Raw genomic sequence first — 19,682 nt, 5'->3', positions numbered from 1 at the left:
TTTTTTTTTTTCAAGCAGAGGACGGCATACGAGATTCATGAGCGTCTCGTGGGCTCGGAGATGTGTATAAGAGACAGGGTCTAATCATCCTCAAGACTCACTCGTCCGGAGGTCGGTCATGTCCGCGCCAACGACCAACGATCAGTTGACCGCTGCACCGACACCGTCAACCACGGCATCCCTGACCGTCGTCAGAACGACACGGGAAGCCGAGAACATCAATTCTCTGGTCCTCGCCGATCCCGCCGGGGGGAAACTCGCCGCGTGGACTCCCGGAGCGCATGTCAACATCATCCTGGAGACCGGAGTCACCCGGCAGTACTCATTGTGCGGCGACCCTGCCGACGATATGAACTGGCGAATCGCCGTGCTTCGTGAAGAGCAGAGCCGGGGCGGGTCGGCGTACCTGCACGACAAAATACGCGCCGGATCTTCGTTGACGGTCGGGTCACCCCGCAACAATTTTCCGCTGGTCGGGGCCAGGCGCTACATTCTGATCGCCGGCGGCATCGGAATAACCCCGCTCCTCCCCATGATCACAGAACTCGAGGGACGGGACGCCGAGTGGACGTTGTTTTACGGCGGTAGGCAGCGGAGCAGTATGGCGTTCCTCACCGAACTGTCGGCTTACCCGGATCAGGTTTTCATCCACCCGCAGGACGAATCCGGACTGCTTCCGCTCGGGCACATCCTCGCCCGGCCCGAGATCGGAACGGCGGTCTACTGCTGTGGCCCCGAGGCCCTGCTCACCGCGGTCGAAGCCGCCTGCGGGAACTGGCCGTCCGGCGCTGTGCACGTAGAACGTTTCCGACCCCGGGAACGACCTGCCGACAGTCCGGCGGACACCGCTTTCGACGTGGTGATCGGCAGCACCGGGCAGCGGATACGGGTAGGCGCGGACCGGACGATTCTGCAAGCTCTCGAACGCGCAGGCTTCGATGTGCCGTCATCATGCCGCGAGGGCACGTGCGGCAATTGCGAGACCCGCTTCACCACAGGCGAGGTCGACCACCGGGACGAGGTGCTGACGATCGAGGAGCAACGCACCGGAAACGCGATGATGATCTGCGTATCGCGCGCCCGAACGGATTCACTGATCCTCGACATCTGAGCCGCCCGTCCGGCCAGCCGGTACCCACCCCGACGGCAATCACTTGTTTCTATCACCTGATCCACAAAACCGATCGATGCCGGTCGGCCGGCCTGACCGGATCGGCGATGCCGCATCCCGCGGACTTTCAATTTCCGATTCGTTTGCTTCCTGTACACCATCCTGGAGTTGAATTCAGCTGCCCTTGAACGATAAAAAGCCGCTGCGCATATATCCGGAAGACTGTGGGAGTAGGTCTGCGTTCGGTCGCCAGCTCCGCATTCGACCTCGTCGGCCGGTCCAGGCGATCGTGAGGACCCCGAAAGATCGCAACAGCTGATCCGCCGGCTACGCACCCACCCGCATCCGGAGGGCCAACAAAACACAAGGTCGAACCGGCAGACCGTCGGTCCGGCGCGAAAGGAGGTCCCGGGCTGTGAGCCGCATCCGGGTCGAAGGTCTGACCAAGCGTTTCGGCAAGGTCACCGCCGTTGACCGGGTGAGTCTCGACATCGGCCATGGCGATTTCCTCGTCCTGCTCGGCCCAAGCGGCTGCGGAAAGTCGACGTTGCTCCGGATGATCGCCGGGTTGATCGAGCCCAGCGAGGGGCGGGTACTGCTGGACGAGCGCGATGTCACCTTCGCCCCACCCAGGGAACGTGATATGGCGATGGTGTTCCAGAGCTACGCTCTTTACCCCCATCTGACGGTCGAACGCAATATCGGCTTCCCGCTGCGCTCGCGTCGACGCCCACGCGCGGAGATTCGGGAGAAGGTGCGGGAGGTCGCAGAGCTTCTGGACCTGGCCGAACTGCTCGGGCGCCGGCCCAGAGCGCTGTCCGGCGGGCAGCGGCAACGGGTTGCGGTCGGGCGGGCGCTGGTACGCGACCCGGGTGCCTTCCTCATGGACGAGCCCCTGTCCAACCTCGATGCCAAGCTGCGAACCGCGACCCGTGGCCAGCTGCGGGCGCTGCATCAGCGGCTCGGCGCGACCATCGTCTACGTCACGCACGACCAGGTCGAGGCCATGACCATGGCCACCCGGGTCGCGTTGCTCAACGGTGGCCGCCTGGAGCAGATCGGCCCTCCTACCGAGATCTACGACGAACCGGCGTCGACGTTCGTGGCGGGCTTCCTGGGCTCACCACCGATGAACCTGCTCCCCGCCCGAGTCGAGAGCCACTCCGGACGCGTCCGTGTGCTCGCCCCCGGCGTCGAGGTACCGCTGTGGACGGCAGGCGACTTCCCCGCTCGCGACATCGTCGTGGGGGTACGACCGGAGCATCTGGTCGGCGTCGCCCTCACCTCGCAGGCGCCGATGTTCCGCGGTCAGGTGACAGCGGTGGAGAACCTCGGCAGCGAAGAGGTCGCCCAGTGCGCGGTCGGCGACGCGGTGCTGATGGCTCGCGGACCGCGGCCAATCGGTCTACGTCCCGGCGAGCCGGTGGCCTTTGACACATCCGCGAACCACGTACACCTGTTCGACCGGGCCAGTGGTCACCGGCTGCTCTGGCAGCCGCCTGACGACACCGCCGCCCGGTCGACACCGCCGAGCCCGACCAGCGGAATTCCGGTCATCCCGAGATCGCCGGTCGATGTGGGTGCACCCACCACATGATCGCCAAAGTGGTGATCGCGGACCTACCGACACCCAGCTTCCGGACTCCAGCCGTTTCCGTCACTGCGTTCATCTCACGCAGCGTTCATCTCGCGAAGGAGTCCCACGTGAAAAGATCGCGTTATTTCGGCGGTGTCGCGGCCGCCCTCACTCTCGCGCTCACCGCGGCGGCCTGCGGCGGGGGCAGCTCAACCACTGCCGCCCCGTCGGCCGCCGCGACCGTTCCCGAGCTCAGACCCGACCAGCAGGTCTCGATCGTCCTGGAGAGCTACAACCTGGCGCAGGCCGGGGCATGGAGCGACACGTTCACAGATCTGATCAACAAGTTCCAGGCCGCCCACCCCAACATCAAGGTGACGGCCCAGAAGCCCGCGACCGCGACCGCCAGCGGCTACGGGTCAGCCGCGGCAGCCAGCATCCAGCGCCAGATCGCGGCCGGCAACCCTCCCGACGTCGGACAGCTGGTCTTCGGTGACCTGTTCTACGCGGTGAAGGGGCTGGGGGCCACGCCGCTCGACGACGTGGTCGGCCACGACGCGGTGCAGGCGAACTTCGGCGGCACCCACCCGTTCGCGCCGACCGCGCGCTCTCTCGGCGACTTCGACGGCAAGACCTACGGCGTCCCGTTCGTGTTCTCCACGCCGATCCTCTACTACAACGCCAGCCTGTTCACCCAGGCCGGCCTGGACCCGGCCAAGCCTCCGACCACCTGGGCGGAGGTCAAGACAGCCGCCCTCGCCATCAAGAGCAAGACCGGTAAGGACGGCGCCTACCTCGACTGTCTGACCAAGAAGGCCGGCGACTGGTGCTACCAGGCCCTGGTCGACTCCAACGGCGGATCGGTGATCTCCGCCGACCGGAGCAAGCTCTCCTTCGCGGACGCTCCCGCGGTCGCCGCCGTCGCGATGGCCCAGGACCTGGTCCAGTCCGGCGCGACCCCCAAGCTCTCCCAGGAACAGGCATACCCCGCGTTCGCCCGCGGTGAGATCGGCATGATCCTGGAAAGCAGCGCGGCTGAGGCCACGTTCCGCAAGGGCGCCACCGGCGCGAACCCCCCGTGGGACCTACGGGCCGCCGAGATGCCGAGCTTCGACGGCAAGACGGTGCAACCGACCAACTCGGGGGCGGCCCTGGTCATGTTCGCCAAGGATCCGGCCAAGCAACGGGCAGCCTGGGAATTGATCAAATTCCTGACCAGCGACGAGGGGTACACCGAGCTCACTAGCAAGATCGGCTATCTGCCGCTGCGTACCGGCCTGCTGGACGACCCCGCCGGTCTGAAGGACTGGGCGGCGAAGAACCCACTGATCAAGCCGAACATCGACCAGCTCGCCCGGCTCCGGCCGTCGGTGGCCTTCCCCGGTGACAACTATGTCCAGATCAAAGACACCATGATGGATGCCGTCGAGAAGGTCGTCTACAACGGGGCCGACGCGCAGTCCACGCTGACCGCGGCTCAGCAACAGGCGACCAAGCTGCTGCCGAAGGCGTGAGGGTGGCGACCGGGCATCGGCACGGCAGGATCAACTGACATGTTCGTAGAGCTCACCGCAGTGCACCCGCCCGAGACGGGGACCCCGGCCCAAGCGGTCCGGCCATCACCCGTGCGCCGGGTACTGCGGGCACTGCCGCCCTTCCTCTACCTCGCGCCGGGGCTCGGCTGCCTGGTGGTCTGGACCTACCGGCCGCTCGTCGAAGCCGCGCAGCTTTCCTTCTACTCGTGGAACCTGGTGCCGACCCGACCGAAGGTCCCGGTCGGCCTGGACAACTACCAGCAGGTTCTTCAACTTCCGGATCTCCGGCACGCGCTGTGGCTGACGGTGGCGACGATCGCGTGTCTGCTGCCCTTCACAGTTGTCCTGCCGACGATCGTCGCCCTGCTCACCCGCCGGGTGCACGGTCGGCTCAGCGTCGGCTACCGCGCGCTGGTGTTCGCACCGGTGCTGGTTCCGCCGGTGGCGAGCGCGGCGATGTGGGTATGGCTGCTCGACCCGCGGCACGGGCTGGTGGACCGCCTGCTGGGCCAGCCGGTCAACTGGCTCCACGAACGCGGACCCGCCCAGCTCGCCGTCGTCGGCATCACCGGCTGGCACCTGCTCGGATTCGCCGTCCTCGTCGTCACGGCCGGCCTGGCCAATATCAACGATGAGTACGCCGCGGCGGCCCAGCTCGACGGCGCGACCCGATGGCAGATCATCCGATGGATCACCCTGCCGCTGCTGTCGCCGACCCTGGTCCTGCTGGCCCTCATGACCGTGCTGCTCTCGGGTCAGCTGACCTTCCCGCTGATCGACGCACTCACCCAGGGCGGCCCCGACGACGCGACGACCAACGTCTACTACCTGCTCTGGGAATACGGCTTCAAGAGCTTCAACGCGGGACTCGCCTCCGCCGCCGGGCTGGCCTTTTTCCTGTGCTTCAGCCTGGTGGCCGCCTTCCTCGTGTGGCTGTTCGAAAAAGTGAGCGTCCACGACAACTGATGACCTCTGAAAAAGACCATCGTCCACGCATTCGCTACGAGGAGTGACTGATGACCGGCTCCACGGTGGACGGGCCGGTCGGCGGCCGGTCTCGCCTGGGCGCACTCGTCGGCCATGCCGTGCTGACGTTTCTGAGCCTCGCCTGTATCTTCCCGATCGGCTGGATGTACGCGACCTCGCTACGCCGTCCCAGCGACATCTACGACACCTCGCTGCTGCCCTGGCCGCTGTCGCTGGGCAATTATCGGCATGCGACGGACGTGATCCCGATCGGAACACTGCTGCTCAACACGGCCGCTGTGGCGGCGCTGACCGCGCTGGGGCAGCTGCTGACCGGTCTGCTCGCCGCCTACGCGTTCACGGCCTGGCGCTTTCACGGCCAACGGCTGCTCTATCTGCTGTTCGTGGGAACGTGGCTGGTGCCGTTCCAGGTGACGATGGTGCCCAACTACACACTGTTGTTGCGGCTCGGTCTGCTGAACACGCTCGCCGGCGTGGTCATCCCGACGCTGTGCACCGCCCTCGGTGTCCTGCTGCTGCGCCAGCACATGGAAAGCTTCCCCAAGGAGCTGCTGGAGGCTGCGCGCATCGACGGGCGGTCGTCCTGGTCGACGCTGTGGACGGTCGTCGTGCCCAACCTGCGGCCGGCGCTGGCCGCCCTCGGGATCGTGCTGTTCATCAATGCGTGGAACGAGTACTTCTGGCCGTCGCTGGTGCTCCAGCAGGCGAACTCGATGATCCAGCTTGGGCTGCGCGGCTTCCTCGGGGGGACCGAGGGAAACGACTGGGGCGGAATCATGGCCGCATCGGGGCTGTCCTGCCTGCCGATCTTCGCCCTCTACCTGATTCTCCAGCGGCACATCGTCAACGCGTTCGTGCACTCCGGCCTGCGGTAATACCCGGGCGGCCCCGGCCCCGGCCCCGCGTCGGCCAGCCGGGATGGTTACCGGCCGGCCGCCACAGGCATGGACGGCGTGATCGGCTACGTGGCCTCGCTCACACCGCCGCCTTCTCGGTCTCCAGCAGATCCTGCAGTTCACGCACTGCTTCCCGGAGCTTGTCGGCAAAGACGAACATGTCGTCGGCCACCGGGCGCGGTGTGCTCAGGTAGAGGTTGAAGCGGTCCGGCAGCAACACATAGGCGATGCCGATGCACCGGCTGCTGGTCGACCCGAAACCGAAGTACTCGACGTTGACCGACGGTGCGGAGCTGGTACTCAGATAGTCGTCCCGCATCGTGAGCCAGCCCGGGGTCTCGTACAGGGCAGGCGCCGCGGGCACCCCCAACGCTTCGCCGCGCCGCTGCGCAATCAGCGCCAGCTCCCACAGGTGCTGCTCGGGAGCCTGCCCCGTCTGGCACGCCTTCGCCCGTTCTACGTGCGCGTCGGCAGCTGCCCGGAATGCGGCGTTGCGGGTTGCCACATCCACGTCGGGGTCATCCATCATGGCGACGAAACGCATCACCTCGGGCGTGACAACGCGCATCGCCTCGGTACGCCCGCGCCGGTACTGTCGGGTGGCGATCGACTCGTAGGTGGCGCCGACCATTCCTTTGGCGCGCTGGTGAGCGAGTTGATAGGCCAGCTGCACGAATGCATCAGGCGACATCCCCAGCGCCTTGGCCCGGTTTCCACCGAAATCCTCGAACGACACGATGGAGGTGGCGACGTTGGCCCCGTACGCGGCGAACGCGGCACCCGCGGCCCGCACATCGGCCCGCAGGTCACCATCGAGCACGAACTCGACGGGCGTGACGCTCGGCAGGCCCTGGGCCAGCGCCCCCGACCGCGCCGAGTGCTCCTGCGCCGATGCACCCAGCAGCGCGTCGACAAAGCTGAGGACCGTCGTCCCATCCAGACCGCAATGCTCCACATTGATACCGGCGGTGCCGTCGCCGAAAACGATCAGGGACACGGCCTTGTCGAACCACCGATTACCGCTGTCACCGTGGAGGAGGTTGTCACATGCCGCCAGCGTGTGCGCGGGTACGAAATCCTCCAGACACACGCAGAACAACGCGGTTTCCACCGCGTCGAGCGCGTCGGCGTTGCCGGGATGGCAGCCGAGCAGCGCGTGGCGAGTAGCCGCCCACTGTGCCCGGGCCATGGTGGTGAGATGGCCGACCGACTGCTCCGGTGCAGCCCGCACCGCACCGGCCTTCATGATTGACTGCAGACCCGCCACGAGATCGTCCAACGTGTGGGGTCGACCAGCCGCGCCCAGCACGTCCATGCGGAACATGTGCCCTCGGAAGAACACCACGATGTGGCGCGCCCGGGATGGGCCCGGGCACTGTTCGCTGTAGGGGGCGCGGACGGTATCCTGCACGGGTCCGGGTATACGCGTGGTGGCGAACAGGAACTTGTTCTGCTCCATCGAGAGAGCCTGCCCACGCGCGACGATCGGCGCTACGAGTTCCTCGTCGAGCGCCAGCTTGTAGTTGACGGCCCCGGCGATGAGCCCGGCCGCCCGGTCCACCTGTTGCAGGCCGGCGTCCTTGAACAGAAAAAAGTAATTCGCATTGATCGCAATGCGGTCGCGTCGACCCAGATACCGGGACTGCCAGAATGTGTCGAGCCAGCTGTGCACCCCATCGCCTGCGTTGTACTCCTCAAGCGCCGCGTGGAGTTTGTGACCGGCACCGTCCGGTTCGCGGAAGGAGGCCACCGCGGCTTCGGTCGTCGCCAGCTCGGCCGCGGTCAACAACGGTGCACACCACGCGAGGAATCGCTCGCAGCTCGCCGCCACGGTCGGCAACGGCACCCGCGGCAGCCGGTCCTCATTGCCAAAGGTACGGGTAGACCAATCCTGATCAGATTTCGCGTTCATCGTCAACCTCGGTGGTTTCGGAGAGCTGGATGATTCGTTGCTCGTTGCCAGATCCACGACCGCGTAACTTTTCGTGTCACGCGGCCGAGAGACGTGGAGCTGCGCGTACAGCCAGCCGTCGGCTTCCAGCCCGCGCGGATCAACACCGACGGCCCACAGCGTGTCCAGGACGAGTGACTGCTCCTGCGGGGAGGCGAACCGCCGCTGCTTGAACACATGTTCGATGTGTACGGTTTCATATCCCAACCCGGCCAGGCTCTCGGCTACCGGTTCGAACGGGAACATCCGCAGGACGAAATGCGCCATCCACGGCCTGCGCTCGCTGTTGGCGCTGACAACCCGTGCAATGGTCCGCTCCGTGACGTAACCGAGGCAGCCGGTCGAGATAACAAGATCCACCCCGGTGAACTGCTGGCGTTGTCGTTCCGTGGGGTCGCGCTGTTCGAGGTCGGCGTATACCACGTCGTCGACAAAGCCGGCCGAGAGCGCATAGGAAAGGGCGGGGTGGGACGTGTCGAGGCCCACGAACCGGGTGCACGTGCGGCGATTACGCGAACGGACCAGGTCCCGGTCGCGGGTCAGCAGCGTGCTGCGGGTCTGCGACCGGGCATCGATGCCGCAGTAACGCTCATACAGCTCGTCCATAGTCACGTCGAATTTCAACAGAGCGGCATTGATGCCGTATGAGCAGCCGATGTCCAGGATATTTGGAGCCCGGTTCTGCTGTAAGCTCCGGTATTCCTCGATAAGTTTTGTAAAATAGGGCTTGGCGAGCTGCGGGATGCGGTAGTCGAGCGCGCGCAACGTACTGAAATAGGCGCGCGGATCGGGTTGCGTGTAGATGTGGTCGAGGGAAATTTTTCCGGTGGTGTCGAAATGCACGGGTTATGCTCCTCCCTGGTTTACAGAACAGGCAACGGTCCGGCGTCGTAGGCAGCACGCCAGCAAGCTCCTAATCCAGTAGTCGGTCGACCCGCACAACGTTTCCCTCGGCCGCCAGATGTTGTGGCAGCACGCGACCGAAAAGCTGCCTCGTCCGCGTCACGCTGCCGACGACGCCAGGGCGTTCGCTATATGCGAAGATCGCCGAGTGGCGTGCTGTATCGCCGTGCACAGAGCTCACCCGGTGCATCGAATAACGGCCTTTGAACAGCTGAAGATCACCCGGGCGCAACGACAGGCGACGAATCAGGTGCCCACCGCGGCCGGCCAGCACGGCCCGCACGTCGTCAAAATTCTCCGCCTGCGCGGACCTGATGTCCGGGCAATACTCGAACACACCACCGGCTCGCGGTTCCCGGGTGAGCAGACTCACCGCGAACTCATTTGTATCGAAATGCCAGGGATGCTCCATTCCTGGCATGACGACATTGAGGCACAGCCCGGCAAGGGGGTCTGCGAGCTCGTGGAGGCGGCCCAGTCCGAAGCAGTCCGCGATGAAGCGCTGAAACAGTTCGTCGGTGTAGAGCCGATGGATGATGAAATCCTCGGGTATGCGATCGCGTGCCACAAACGCATTGCCGCGCCGCATGGCGACGGAAGCAGGATGATCTGCTTGAAGGGTTGCGTCCGGTGCGATGTTGTAGGCGTTCACCGTTTCGACCTCGTAATACGCCGCCGGCGCGATCGTCGCGCATTCCTGCTGTAATTCTTCACACCGGGACGGCCTGATAAAACCAGGCAGGACGCTGCAGCCGGTATTGTGCAGCTCGCGGCGGGTGCGAGAAACCATGTACTTCCAGTCGGCTCCGGTCGGCGCTGCCAGGGGATAGCGAGCCGTGTCGACCACCCGTCCAACCACCCGTGCCCCCGATGTGCTCATGAGGATCCTCCCCATCTGCCAGGGGCACCGCCCTGGGCCGGGACACCCCAATCGACTCGGCAATCCCTGTGTGTGGCGCCCATCCACAGCCAGCGATTCAGCACATTGTTGCTCGTAATTCAATTGCCGTGAAGTCGTTTGTGACATGCAACACTAAGAACACCCCGGCAAGATCGATTCTGCTGTCTGCCGGGGTGGACGCGGATCAGGGACGCGGATCAGGGACGCGGTACCGCCGTGATCTCGTTGATGAGGGACGTGTCGTGCTCGGCCCGGCAGAACCGGGGGTGGTCGAGGACACCGCGCAGAAAGCCGGCGGTCGTTGTTACCGTCGGACCACTCAGGCGCAGCTCGTCGAGTGCCCGACGCATCCGCGCGAGTGCCTGGTCTCGATCGGGTGCCCAGACGACGACCTTGGCCAGCAGCGAGTCGTACAGCGCCGGAATGCGGTAGCCGGCGAAGACATGAGTGTCGACGCGGACGAACGGGCCGCCGGGCAGCGAGAACTCGCTGACCACCCCCGGCGTCGGCGTGAAACCCGCCGTCGGGTCCTCGGCGTTGATCCGGCACTCGATCGCGACGCCGCGCGCGGCGACGTCGTCCTGGGAGAACCCGAGCGGTTCACCGGCGGCGACGCGTAGCTGTTCGCGGACCAGATCCATCCCGGTGACCATCTCGGTGACCGGGTGCTCCACCTGGAGCCGGCAGTTGACCTCCATGAAATAGAACTGACCGGCCGGGTCGACCAGGAACTCGAAGGTGCCCGCGCCCACATAACCGACCGCCAGTGCGCCGCGGACCGCGGCGTCACACATGCGCTCGACGGTGTCGGCGGGCAGTCGCGGAGCGGGCGTCTCCTCCACGAGCTTCTGGTGACGACGCTGCAACGAGCAGTCGCGCGCGCCGAGGTGGACGACGTTACCGTGGGTGTCGGCGAGGATCTGCACCTCGACGTGGCGCGCGGACTGCAGATAGCGCTCCACGTAGAGCCGCCCGTCGCGGAACACCGCCTGGGCGCTGGCTCGAGTCTCGCTGTAGGCGCGAAGGAACGCGTCGGGGTCATCGACCACGGCCATGCCGCGCCCACCGCCGCCGGCCACCGCCTTGATGATGACCGGGAACCCGATTCCGGCCGCGAACTCCGCTGCCTCGTCGGCGTGGTCGAGTGCGTCCCGGCTACCCGCCAGCAGCGGCAGCCCGGCCTCGGACATGATCGAACGGGCGCTGGCCTTGTCGCCAAGGCAGTTCATCACCGACGCCGGCGGCCCGACGAAGGTGATGCCCTCCTCTTCGCACACCTCGGCGAAGTCCGCGTTCTCCGACAGGAAACCGTAGCCGGGGTGGATCGCGTCGGCACCCCAGCCCCGCGCCGCCTCGATCACAGCCGGGATGTGCAGATAGCTCGTCTTGGCCGGGCCGGGCCCGATCTGCACCGCCTCGTCGGCGAACCGGACGACCGCCGAGTCGCGATCGGCGGCGGAGTGGACCGCCACCGTGGCAAGACCCAGTTCACGGCAGGTGCGGGCCACCCGCAACGCGATCTCACCACGGTTGGCGATCAGCACTTTTTTGATCATCGGCCGGCACCGGTGGTGGTGCCGGCGGCCACCGCCAGCAGTGGCTCGCCGTGCTCGACAGGGGTACCGTCGGTCACGAACAGCTCAACGACGCGGCCGGAGACGTCCGCCTCCACCGGGATCATCAGCTTCATCGCCTCGATGATCGCAACCTGCTGGCCCCGGACGATCGTGTCGCCTTCGGCGACAAACGGCTTGGCCCCAGGCTCGGATGCCCGGTAGAACACACCGACCGTGCCGGCACGCAGGACGTGGACGTCGGTGTCCGGCTCGGCCCGCACCGGGCCGATCTGTGCGCGGGCGGGTTCCGGTCTGCTCTGCTCGCGGCCCGGCACCGGCACCGGCTCCCGCGCCGGACCGGACCCCGGCCCGGCCATAGCCCCCGACGCGATCGCCGGTGTCGGCGACCAGGCAACCTCGACGAAGATGTCACCGGCGCCCGCCCGCACCCGAACGGGCGTCCGGGACGCCTGGTCGCATACGGCGATCGCCTGTTGGCGCAGGATCGTCAGGATCTCGTCGAGCTCGTCGGCACCCCAGCTCGTCGACCGGTGCGATTCCCGCCCCGCCGGTGACGCCGACGGGCTCTCGCCCGGATCGGATCCGACGATCCCGGCTGATCCGGGCGACGCACCGTTGGTCGGAAGCATGGTCATCAGGCACTTTCCTTTTGGCCGGGGCCGGCGCTGTCGGGACCGGCACTGTCGAGGTCGGCACCGTCAAGGTCGGCATCGTCAAGGTCGGCATCGTCAAGGTCGGCATCGAGCAGGGTGAGGGTGTGCGCGCCGAACTGCCGGAACCGGGTCCTGCGTCCGGTGACGAGGGTCATCTGGTCCCGCGGCAGCAACTCGGCCAACGTGCTGGTCAGGGCGTCACGAAGGGCGTGCGCGGCCAGCAGGTGATCGCTGTGTGCACCGCCGTCGGGCTCGGGAACCACGCCGTCGACCACGCCGCTACGCAGCAGCTCACGTGCGTCGACACGCAGTGCCGCGGCGGCCTTCGGTCCGGCGGCGCCGTCCTTCCACAGGATCGCGGCGCAGCCCTCCGGGCTGATCACCGAGTAGACCGCGTTGGAACACATCAGGACCCGGTTGGCGAAGGCGAGCGCAAGCGCGCCGCCGCTGCCGCCCTCACCCGTCACCACGGCGACGACCGGTACCGGCAGGCCGGCCATCAACCGGAGGTTCTCCGCGATCGCGACGGCCTGACCCTGTTTCTCAGCTTCGATGCCCGGATACGCGCCCGCGGTGTCGATAAGAGTGATCACCGGGAGGCCTATCTTGGCGGCCAGGCGCATGATCCGCGCAGCCTTGCGGTAGCCGGCCGGCGAGGGCATCCCGTAGTTACGCCCGGACAGCTCGGCCGCGGTGCGCCCCTTCTGGGTACCGATCACCACGACCGGAACGCCCTCGAGGCAGCCGAGCCCGCAGACCATCGCCGGGCAGTCAGCCGACATCCGGTCGCCGTGCAGTTCGTTGAAATCCTCGATTATGAGCGCGATGTAGTCCAGGGTCGTGGGCCGACCGAGCCGGCGCGCCAGCCGCACGGACTCCCACTGGTCCCGCTCGGGTAGCCGGTCAGGATCGACGATCAGCGCGGATCTGCCCGCCGACCGCGGCGCGGGAACCGTCCTGCTCACCGAACGGCGACTACCCACGGTCAGCAGCCGGGCCAGGGTGGCGCGCAGTTCCGCCCGCGGCCGGATCATGTCGATGACACCGTGGCGGACCAGGAACTCCGCGGTCTGGAACCCCGGCGGCAGGGTCTGGCGGATGGTCTGCGCAATCACCCGCTGACCGGCGAAACCCAGCCGCGCGCCCGGTTCGGCGATGATGATGTCGGCCAGCGTCGCGAAGGAGGCGGCGACACCACCGAAGGTGGGGTCGGTGATGAGCGACAGGGTGAGGATCCCCGCCTCGTCGAGCTGCCCGAGCGCCTGGCTGGTCTTGGCCATCTGCATGAGGGACAGGACGCCCTCCTGCATGCGGGCGCCACCGGAGGCGGTCACGAGCAGCAGCGGGGTCCGTTCCCGCAGCGCGATCTCGGCTGCCTGGGTGATGGCCTCACCGACCGCGGCGCCGAGGCTGCCGCCCATGAACCGGAAATCCATGGCGGCGACGACCACCGGGTTACCGTCGATGCGACCGCGGGCGCAGACGACCGCCTCGTCGAGCCCGGTGGCGGCGCGCGCCTCCCGAAGTCGCTCGACGTAGGGACGGCTGTCGACGAACCGCAGCGGATCGTTGTCGGACACGACCGCTTCCAACAGATGCACACTGTCGGGGTCCAGCAGCATCGTGAGCCGTTCATGAGCGGTCAGCGGGGCGTGCCAGCCGCATTCCGCGCAGACCCGCAGGGCGCGGGTGAACTTCTTTGCGTAGACGATCGCCCGGCAACCGCCACAGACCAGCCAGGACGGGCCGCGGGTCTGCGTGCCGTGCCGTTCGGACAGGGCCACACTCATGATCTCTCCCACCGATCGGGTTCGCCCGCGGTGTCACTCCGCGGCGGAGACGGGATGTACGTGGTGGCGCGCGCAGGCAGGCGCACGCCGGCAAGCCGCAGGTGGTTGACCCGGCTCGTGAACGCGGCGCCACGCATCATCTGCGCGGCGATGTCAGCCACCCGCCTGTTCGCAACCGAGGCCAGATAGGTCCCGGTGACCCAGCTGTTGAAGGCACCCATCGCCGGACCGCACCAGATCTGGTAGTCCGCGACCCGGCCTGTCTCGCCGGCGATGCTCCAGCCCGACGAAAGGCCGAGGTACCAGCGGAAGACCAGGGCCATCCGCCGCTTCGGGTTGTCGGCCGCGCGAGCGATCTGGTCCGGATCACGCTCGGTGAAGAAGCGCACCGTATCGGCCCAGACGTCCTCCAACGGCCGGAGGAAAATCTTGCGTTCCAGGGCGTCCCGCTCAGCGTCCGCGATCGCCTCGATGCTCTCGTGCGCCCGATAGACCTCATACAGCCGCCTGGCCTTGGACGCGAACATGGTGCCGCGCTGCAGGACCTGCACCTCGACACCCATCTCGAACATGTCCGCGGACGGGGCCATCGCGCAGTCGGCGGTTCCGGCACCGGCCAGCAGCCGCTTTGTCGCCTCCGACTGGGATGCCTCGACCGATGCCTGGTTGATCGACCCCGTCACCACATAAGCCGCGCCGAGTGCGAACGCCGCCGCCGCCGCGGCCGGTGTGCCGATCCCACCGGCCGCACCGACCCGGACCGTGCGCCCGGACCCCAGCTCACGGCCGACGCGATCACGCAGAGCGATAATCTCGGGAAGGAGGACGGTCAGCGGACGGCGGTCGGTGTGTCCGCCGGAGTCGGCCTCCGCGGTGACGTCGTCAGCGATAGGTATCCCGCGCGCAAGGTCAGCCTGTTCCGCCGTGACCAGACCGGCCTCGACCAGCCCGCGGACCATCGACTCCGGCGCCGGACGCAGGAAGCGCTCGGCCACCTCGGCCCGGGAGATCTTGGCGACCAGCCGGTTGCCGACCTGGACCCGCCCGGCCCCGTCCCGGGTCAGCCCGGCCAGCCGATAGCGCACCACCTGTGGGGTGAGGTCGAGGAAGGCCGACGCCTCGACGCAACGCACCTGGTGGCGCAGGCACAGGTCGACCACGTCCCGCTCCATGGCCAGCTCGTTCGGGCTGTGGATGAGGTTGCACGCGAAGGGCAGCCCGGGCGCGTTGCGCCGGATCGTCGTCAACGCCTCGTCCACCCGGGCGTGGGGCACCCCGGCCGCGCCGAAGGACGCGAGAAACCCGTCCCGGGCCAACGCGGCGACCATCGCCGCCGAGGCGATCCCGTTCGCCATCGCACCGGCCATGTACGGATGGCGCACACCGTGGTCGCGCGGGAAATCCGGCGACCCCAGCCGGTCGGGCGCCAACGGCGGGACCGCCGCCAGCACCTGCGCACCGGCGCCGATCAGCCGCTCGTCGTTGACCGCAGCGATTCCGCTGGCATCCCGGATGACGAAACACGGCCGTTCGAGGGTGGTCAGCACCTCGTAGACGTCGGCCGCGTTGCGGGCCGGACCCGCGGCAGAACCGGCGCCCGCAGAGCCGACACCGGCAAAGGCCGGCGGACCGGCCGGCGTGGTCACCATGGCAGCGCCCCTTCCTCCCGCAGTTCAACGGCGATATCGGTCAGCTCATAAATACGCATGGTCGGCTTCCAGACACTCGCGTCCGCGATAACCCGTATCCGACCCGGCTTACGCTCGACGGCCTTTATGTGGACCTCAAGGGTCGTCGCGGCGTCCGTCGGCAGAATCTGCCCCCGGTACTTCCAGGTCATGGGCAATCCGACCGGCAACACGAACCCCGGCCGGACCAGGCCGTCGGCGTGACCGCCGTCGACCACCCATTCCTGCATCGCCGCAATCACCGCCTCCACACCGAGGGAGCCAGGAATGACCGGGTCCCGGAAGAAGTGGCGTTCGAAGAACCAGTCCGCGGGATCGATCGCGCGGACCGCCCGCAGGTATCCCCGGCCGTACCGGCCACCGCCGTCGACCACGTCGACGTCGTCGACAAGCGCGAGATAGCCCTGCGAGCACAACGGCGCCGACCGGTCCGCTCGGCGGCCGGCAATATTGATCGTCCGGACCGCCGGACGGGGTTCCTGCTGCTCCAGCCATGTCGGGACGAGGCGGCCGGCATCCAGTCCGCTCTGGCGGGCGAGGGCCGCCGCACTGAAGTACCCGAACATCGACTCACCTTTGTAGACGGGCTCGCCGTCCACGGAGAACAGGTATCCGAAGTCCTGCAGGACCGATCCGGGCATGGGCGTCGTGGACAACAACGTCGAGTGCTGCCGCAGGGTCTTGTCCCGCAGATCGACCTCGCGCAGCAGCGTGGCGGTACCACCGAGATTGCGCAGGCTGTGGTCGCCCTCCAGCGCCGGCAGGGTCGCACCCAGGTAGTAACCGAGTATCAGCGCCGACTGCAGCGAGGTTTCCATGTACACGCAGTTCGGCATCGACGCGTTCGCCGATTCCTGGTAGTACCAGGCATCGGCCGGAGAGTCGTACTCGGTCTCATGGCTGGAGCCCGGGCGCGGATTCCCCCTTTCCCCGTCGACCGTAACGATCCGGTCGACCAGGCGCAGGCCACCGTCGGGTAGGCGGGTCGCCCGGGTGTCACGGTACCGGGCGAACTCCGGCCCCAGCGCCACATCCTGGTCACCCTTGGAGCAGTGGGCCATGTGGAGCTCGTTGAGCATCATCCGCTCGCCGAACCTGTTCTTGCGCCCGAGAAACACCGGGACGATCCCCCCGACGCCCGGCCCTACCGGGGCGCCGGGCCTCTCCCGGATGCCGAGCGTCACATCCCACAGCCGGGCAACGACCTCGCCCCCGGCCCGGATCTCGGCGTCGACGGACAGCCACGGACGCGGGACGAGATCGACGGCCGTGACCGCCAGCACGATCTCGTGCTCCGCGCTGGTCCCGGCGTCTTCTTCGAGGTCGACCCGGCACCGGTCCGGTTCGCCCCGCCCGTCCGGGCGACCGCGCACGAACGTGGCGTCAGCAAGGCAGAGGTGCAGGCCCAGGTACATCGCGAACACCTGGGCGGCCTGCGCGGTCGCCTCGGCCAGCAGCACCGCCCGCGCCGCCGCCGGCGCCGAACCGGCCCGGGCGGCCACGTCGGGCCGCAGCGTGGCACGCAGCTCGCCCCTGCCCCAGGCGCCGCCCCGCAGCGCGATGTCGTCCACCCGGCTCAGCAGGGGGTCACCGGCCGGCGCGAGTCGGATCGACGGGTTGGCGCCGTCCTGGTCATAGGCGGCACCGAACACCCCGGCGATCGACCCCTCGACCAGCCGGGCGAGATCAGCGCCGGCCAGCTGGGTACGGTCGCTGCGTGCGAGCGGCTTGAACGCCGCCTCGGCACTGACCGGTTCGCCCGCCACGACCGGATGGGCACCGTGCGCAACCGCGAGCGGCTGACCATCCACAATCTCAAACCGCCCGACCACCACCGGCCGGGTCGCGACCACCGGCCGAGTCGCAACCGGCCCGGGCGCCACCGGTGGGATCTCGACATGACCGGTGGCCGGGCCCGCCTGGCCTGCCTGGCCGGTGGCGCCGAACGCGGCGATCATGGCGCTCTGCAGGTTCGCCTGGGCCCGCAGGGCGCTGCGGTGTGCGGCCACGACCACGGCCCGCACCTCCCCGACGAGCGCCGTCGGGGATACCTGCCTCAGCGCCTCCGGCGGTGGGGAGAACAGCCTCCCACCGCCTTCGGCCGATACCTGCCCCGGTGCCTCCGCTACCGATCCCGGCACCGGGACCGGCGACGGCGGTGGGGAGTACAGCCAACGGGTGGGGTCGAAGGCCTCCCCGTCGAACTCCAGGCAGTCAAGGTCCCCGGCCTGATCCGCTGTCATCGCGTGCTCTCCGTCCACGTCATTGAGCCGGTCGGGCCATGCCTGCGGCGACCAGGGCGGACGCTCATGCCGTCTCCCCCGCCTGACGGGAACGCACGGCCTCGGCGAACTTCGCCGCCATGTCGGGAGTACCGATCATCGAAACATCGGTCAGGCGCTGCAGGACACGACCCCCGGGGTCGCACGCGGTCACCGTCACCGTCAGGGACGACGCTGTCGACCGAATGTCGTCCAGGACGACGATGAACCGATCCCCGTCAGGCAGCTGGGCGAAGTACTCGAACCGCCCCACCGCCAGCGGCAGGCAGGCCTGGCCCGTCAGCCACCTGCCCAGGACCGACGGTCCGTGCAGGAGGACATCGGCCAGAACCGGGCTGTGCAACGCGCCGGCGAACGCGCCGCCGGCCACGACCTGGTCGGCCAACCGGCATTCCAGCACGACCCGGTCATCACGGCGCTGGCGGATCCGCCGGATCCCCTGCAGGGACGGGCCGTGGAACAGGATGCCCTCGGTGTAGATCGCCAGTCCGTCCTCCGGACCAGACTGCGGATCATGAACGATCGTCCCGCCCGCTCCAGCGACCCCGGGCGGTGCCGGGTCAACCTGCTCGGCCAGCACGAACGTACCGACGTAGTGCGAGACCGGCCGGCCGGTAGCGGCCACGCCGCGCACGCTCGCGCGCACCACGAGCCGACCGTCCACGGTTTCGGCCAGCGGTACCTCGACCTGGTACTCACGGCCCTGGGTCCCGTCGAACACGATGCCCTTGTGCACCTCGAAGCCGCGGACCTCGACCACCCGCAGCCCCGGATGCGCCCGTTCCAGCACGTTCACCAGCCAGCCGAGGCCGAACGTGGCCGGCAGGACGGGGAAGGCGTCGATGCGGTGATCCTGGAGCACCTCGGTGCCCTCGATCCCGATCAGGTCACGGCGGGCCGTGAAGCCCCGGGCCGGGCGCGGGCCGGACCCGGCGCTGAGCCCTTTCGGGGAACCGATCAGTACACAGGCGTCGTCGCTGTGGCCGGCGGTGAACTCCGCCACGAACATCCGTGCGCCGGCGTCGGGCGCGAGCAGCTCGACGCCGCGCGCACGGAATACCGCACGCAGGTCGGCCGCGACCATCCCGCCGTCCCACGCGCCCCAGTCGATGGCCGTGACGTGCCGGTCAGGGTGTTCGCGCTTGAGGCTGGCCGCGACCCGGCACAGGGCCTCGTTCGCGGCCGCGTAGTCGGCCTGACCGGCATTGCCGAACAGTCCCGCCACTGAGGTGAACAGGACGACATGGCCTACCGGCGCGTCCCCGAGCGCGTCGAGGACGTTGCGCAGGCCGGCGAGCTTCGGGGTGAAGACCCGGCGCACATCCTCGGCGGTCTTGGTCCGCAGCAGCCCGTCGGAGAGTGTGCCCGCGCCGTGCACCACGCCGGTCACCCGCTCGCGATGCTGCGACAACGCTGCCCGCACGGCTTCGGCGTCACCCACGTCCACCTGGATGTAGCTGGCCCCGGCCCCGGCCGCGGTCAGCGCGTCGAGCGTGGAACGGATCTCCCGTTGGGCCTCGACGCCGCGGAAGGCCGCCTCGACCTCCCGCGGCGTCGGCGGCTTGCCGCCGCCGGCTACCAGGGCCGCGATCGCGGCCGGCTTGAGATCACCGTCGGCCACGCCGGCGGCCCACGCCGGCTCGGCAGCCAGGGCGGTGCGCCCGAGTAGCAGGAAGGTCCCCTGACTGCTCGCACCGAGTGCCCGGATGCAGGTCGCGGTAACCCCACGCCCGCCGCCGGTCACCACGAAGACGTCGTCGCCGCCGACCGTGGCCGCACCGCCGGCGGAGGACCCGTCAGCAGGCGACACCGATGGCGACCCGGGGTGCCCG

General features: G+C 68.1%; 13 protein-coding genes. 5 read left to right on the top strand and 8 right to left on the bottom strand.

Annotation, left to right across the window (positions count from 1 at the left end; all coding sequences use genetic code 11):
* Nucleotides 1-118: 118 nt before the first annotated feature.
* The 5 genes from U9983_RS19095 to U9983_RS19075 all read left to right on the top strand — a co-directional run bounded on the left by U9983_RS19095 (nt 119) and on the right by U9983_RS19075 (nt 6,084).
* Entirely contained in the window at nt 119-1,111 is a 993-nt protein-coding gene (locus U9983_RS19095) for a PDR/VanB family oxidoreductase (protein ID WP_322755347.1), read from the top strand.
* Between the two features lie 415 nt (nt 1,112-1,526).
* Nucleotides 1,527-2,708 carry an ABC transporter ATP-binding protein gene (locus U9983_RS19090; RefSeq protein ID WP_322755346.1) on the top strand — a complete coding sequence of 394 codons (1,182 nt, stop codon included), beginning with the start codon at nt 1,527-1,529 and terminating at the stop codon, nt 2,706-2,708.
* A gap of 107 nt (nt 2,709-2,815) precedes the next feature.
* Nucleotides 2,816-4,201 carry an ABC transporter substrate-binding protein gene (locus U9983_RS19085; protein ID WP_322755345.1) on the top strand — a complete coding sequence of 462 codons (1,386 nt, stop codon included), beginning with the start codon at nt 2,816-2,818 and terminating at the stop codon, nt 4,199-4,201.
* A 39-nt stretch (nt 4,202-4,240) separates the two neighbouring features.
* Nucleotides 4,241-5,188: a sugar ABC transporter permease gene (locus U9983_RS19080; protein WP_322755344.1), complete on the top strand. Its 948-nt coding sequence runs from the start codon at nt 4,241-4,243 to the stop codon at nt 5,186-5,188.
* A gap of 50 nt (nt 5,189-5,238) precedes the next feature.
* Nucleotides 5,239-6,084, top strand: coding sequence for a carbohydrate ABC transporter permease (locus U9983_RS19075; RefSeq protein ID WP_322755343.1), 846 nt, complete (start codon nt 5,239-5,241; stop codon nt 6,082-6,084).
* A 100-nt stretch (nt 6,085-6,184) separates the two neighbouring features.
* On the opposite strand, the gene U9983_RS19070 is transcribed toward U9983_RS19075, so the two are convergent.
* The 8 genes from U9983_RS19070 to U9983_RS19035 all read right to left on the bottom strand — a co-directional run.
* Nucleotides 6,185-8,017 (bottom strand): choline/carnitine O-acyltransferase, encoded by a 1,833-nt coding sequence (locus U9983_RS19070; RefSeq protein ID WP_322755348.1) that lies wholly within the window; start codon nt 8,015-8,017, stop codon nt 6,185-6,187.
* Nucleotides 8,018-8,969: 952 nt separating this feature from the next.
* Nucleotides 8,970-9,839 carry an arpA protein gene (locus tag U9983_RS19065; protein WP_322755342.1) on the bottom strand — a complete coding sequence of 290 codons (870 nt, stop codon included), beginning with the start codon at nt 9,837-9,839 and terminating at the stop codon, nt 8,970-8,972.
* Nucleotides 9,840-10,057: 218 nt separating this feature from the next.
* Nucleotides 10,058-11,416, bottom strand: a complete 1,359-nt coding sequence (locus U9983_RS19060; protein WP_322750734.1) for an acetyl-CoA carboxylase biotin carboxylase subunit — start codon at nt 11,414-11,416, stop codon at nt 10,058-10,060.
* On the bottom strand, nt 11,413-12,072 hold the full coding sequence (locus tag U9983_RS19055) for an acetyl-CoA carboxylase biotin carboxyl carrier protein (protein WP_322755341.1): 660 nt from the start codon (nt 12,070-12,072) through the stop codon (nt 11,413-11,415). Before U9983_RS19055 ends, U9983_RS19060 begins: the two co-directional genes overlap by 4 nt.
* Nucleotides 12,072-13,880, bottom strand: a complete 1,809-nt coding sequence (gene accD / locus U9983_RS19050; RefSeq protein ID WP_322755340.1) for an acetyl-CoA carboxylase, carboxyltransferase subunit beta — start codon at nt 13,878-13,880, stop codon at nt 12,072-12,074. Before accD ends, U9983_RS19055 begins: the two co-directional genes overlap by 1 nt.
* Entirely contained in the window at nt 13,877-15,529 is a 1,653-nt protein-coding gene (locus U9983_RS19045; RefSeq protein WP_322755339.1) for a PfaD family polyunsaturated fatty acid/polyketide biosynthesis protein, read from the bottom strand. Before U9983_RS19045 ends, accD begins: the two co-directional genes overlap by 4 nt.
* Nucleotides 15,523-17,811: a beta-ketoacyl synthase gene (locus U9983_RS19040; protein WP_322755338.1), complete on the bottom strand. Its 2,289-nt coding sequence runs from the start codon at nt 17,809-17,811 to the stop codon at nt 15,523-15,525. The genes U9983_RS19045 and U9983_RS19040 overlap by 7 nt, the downstream gene beginning before the upstream one ends.
* Nucleotides 17,812-17,875: 64 nt before the next feature.
* The coding region (locus U9983_RS19035; RefSeq protein WP_322755337.1) for an SDR family NAD(P)-dependent oxidoreductase at nt 17,876-19,682 on the bottom strand (1,807 nt) is incomplete at its 5' end.

The organism is Protofrankia sp. Cas3, from assembly GCF_963555955.1.
Lineage (GTDB): Bacteria > Actinomycetota > Actinomycetes > Frankiales > Frankiaceae > Protofrankia.
Note: the sequence above shows the minus strand (reverse complement) of the source record. Positions and strands in the feature narration are given on the sequence as shown.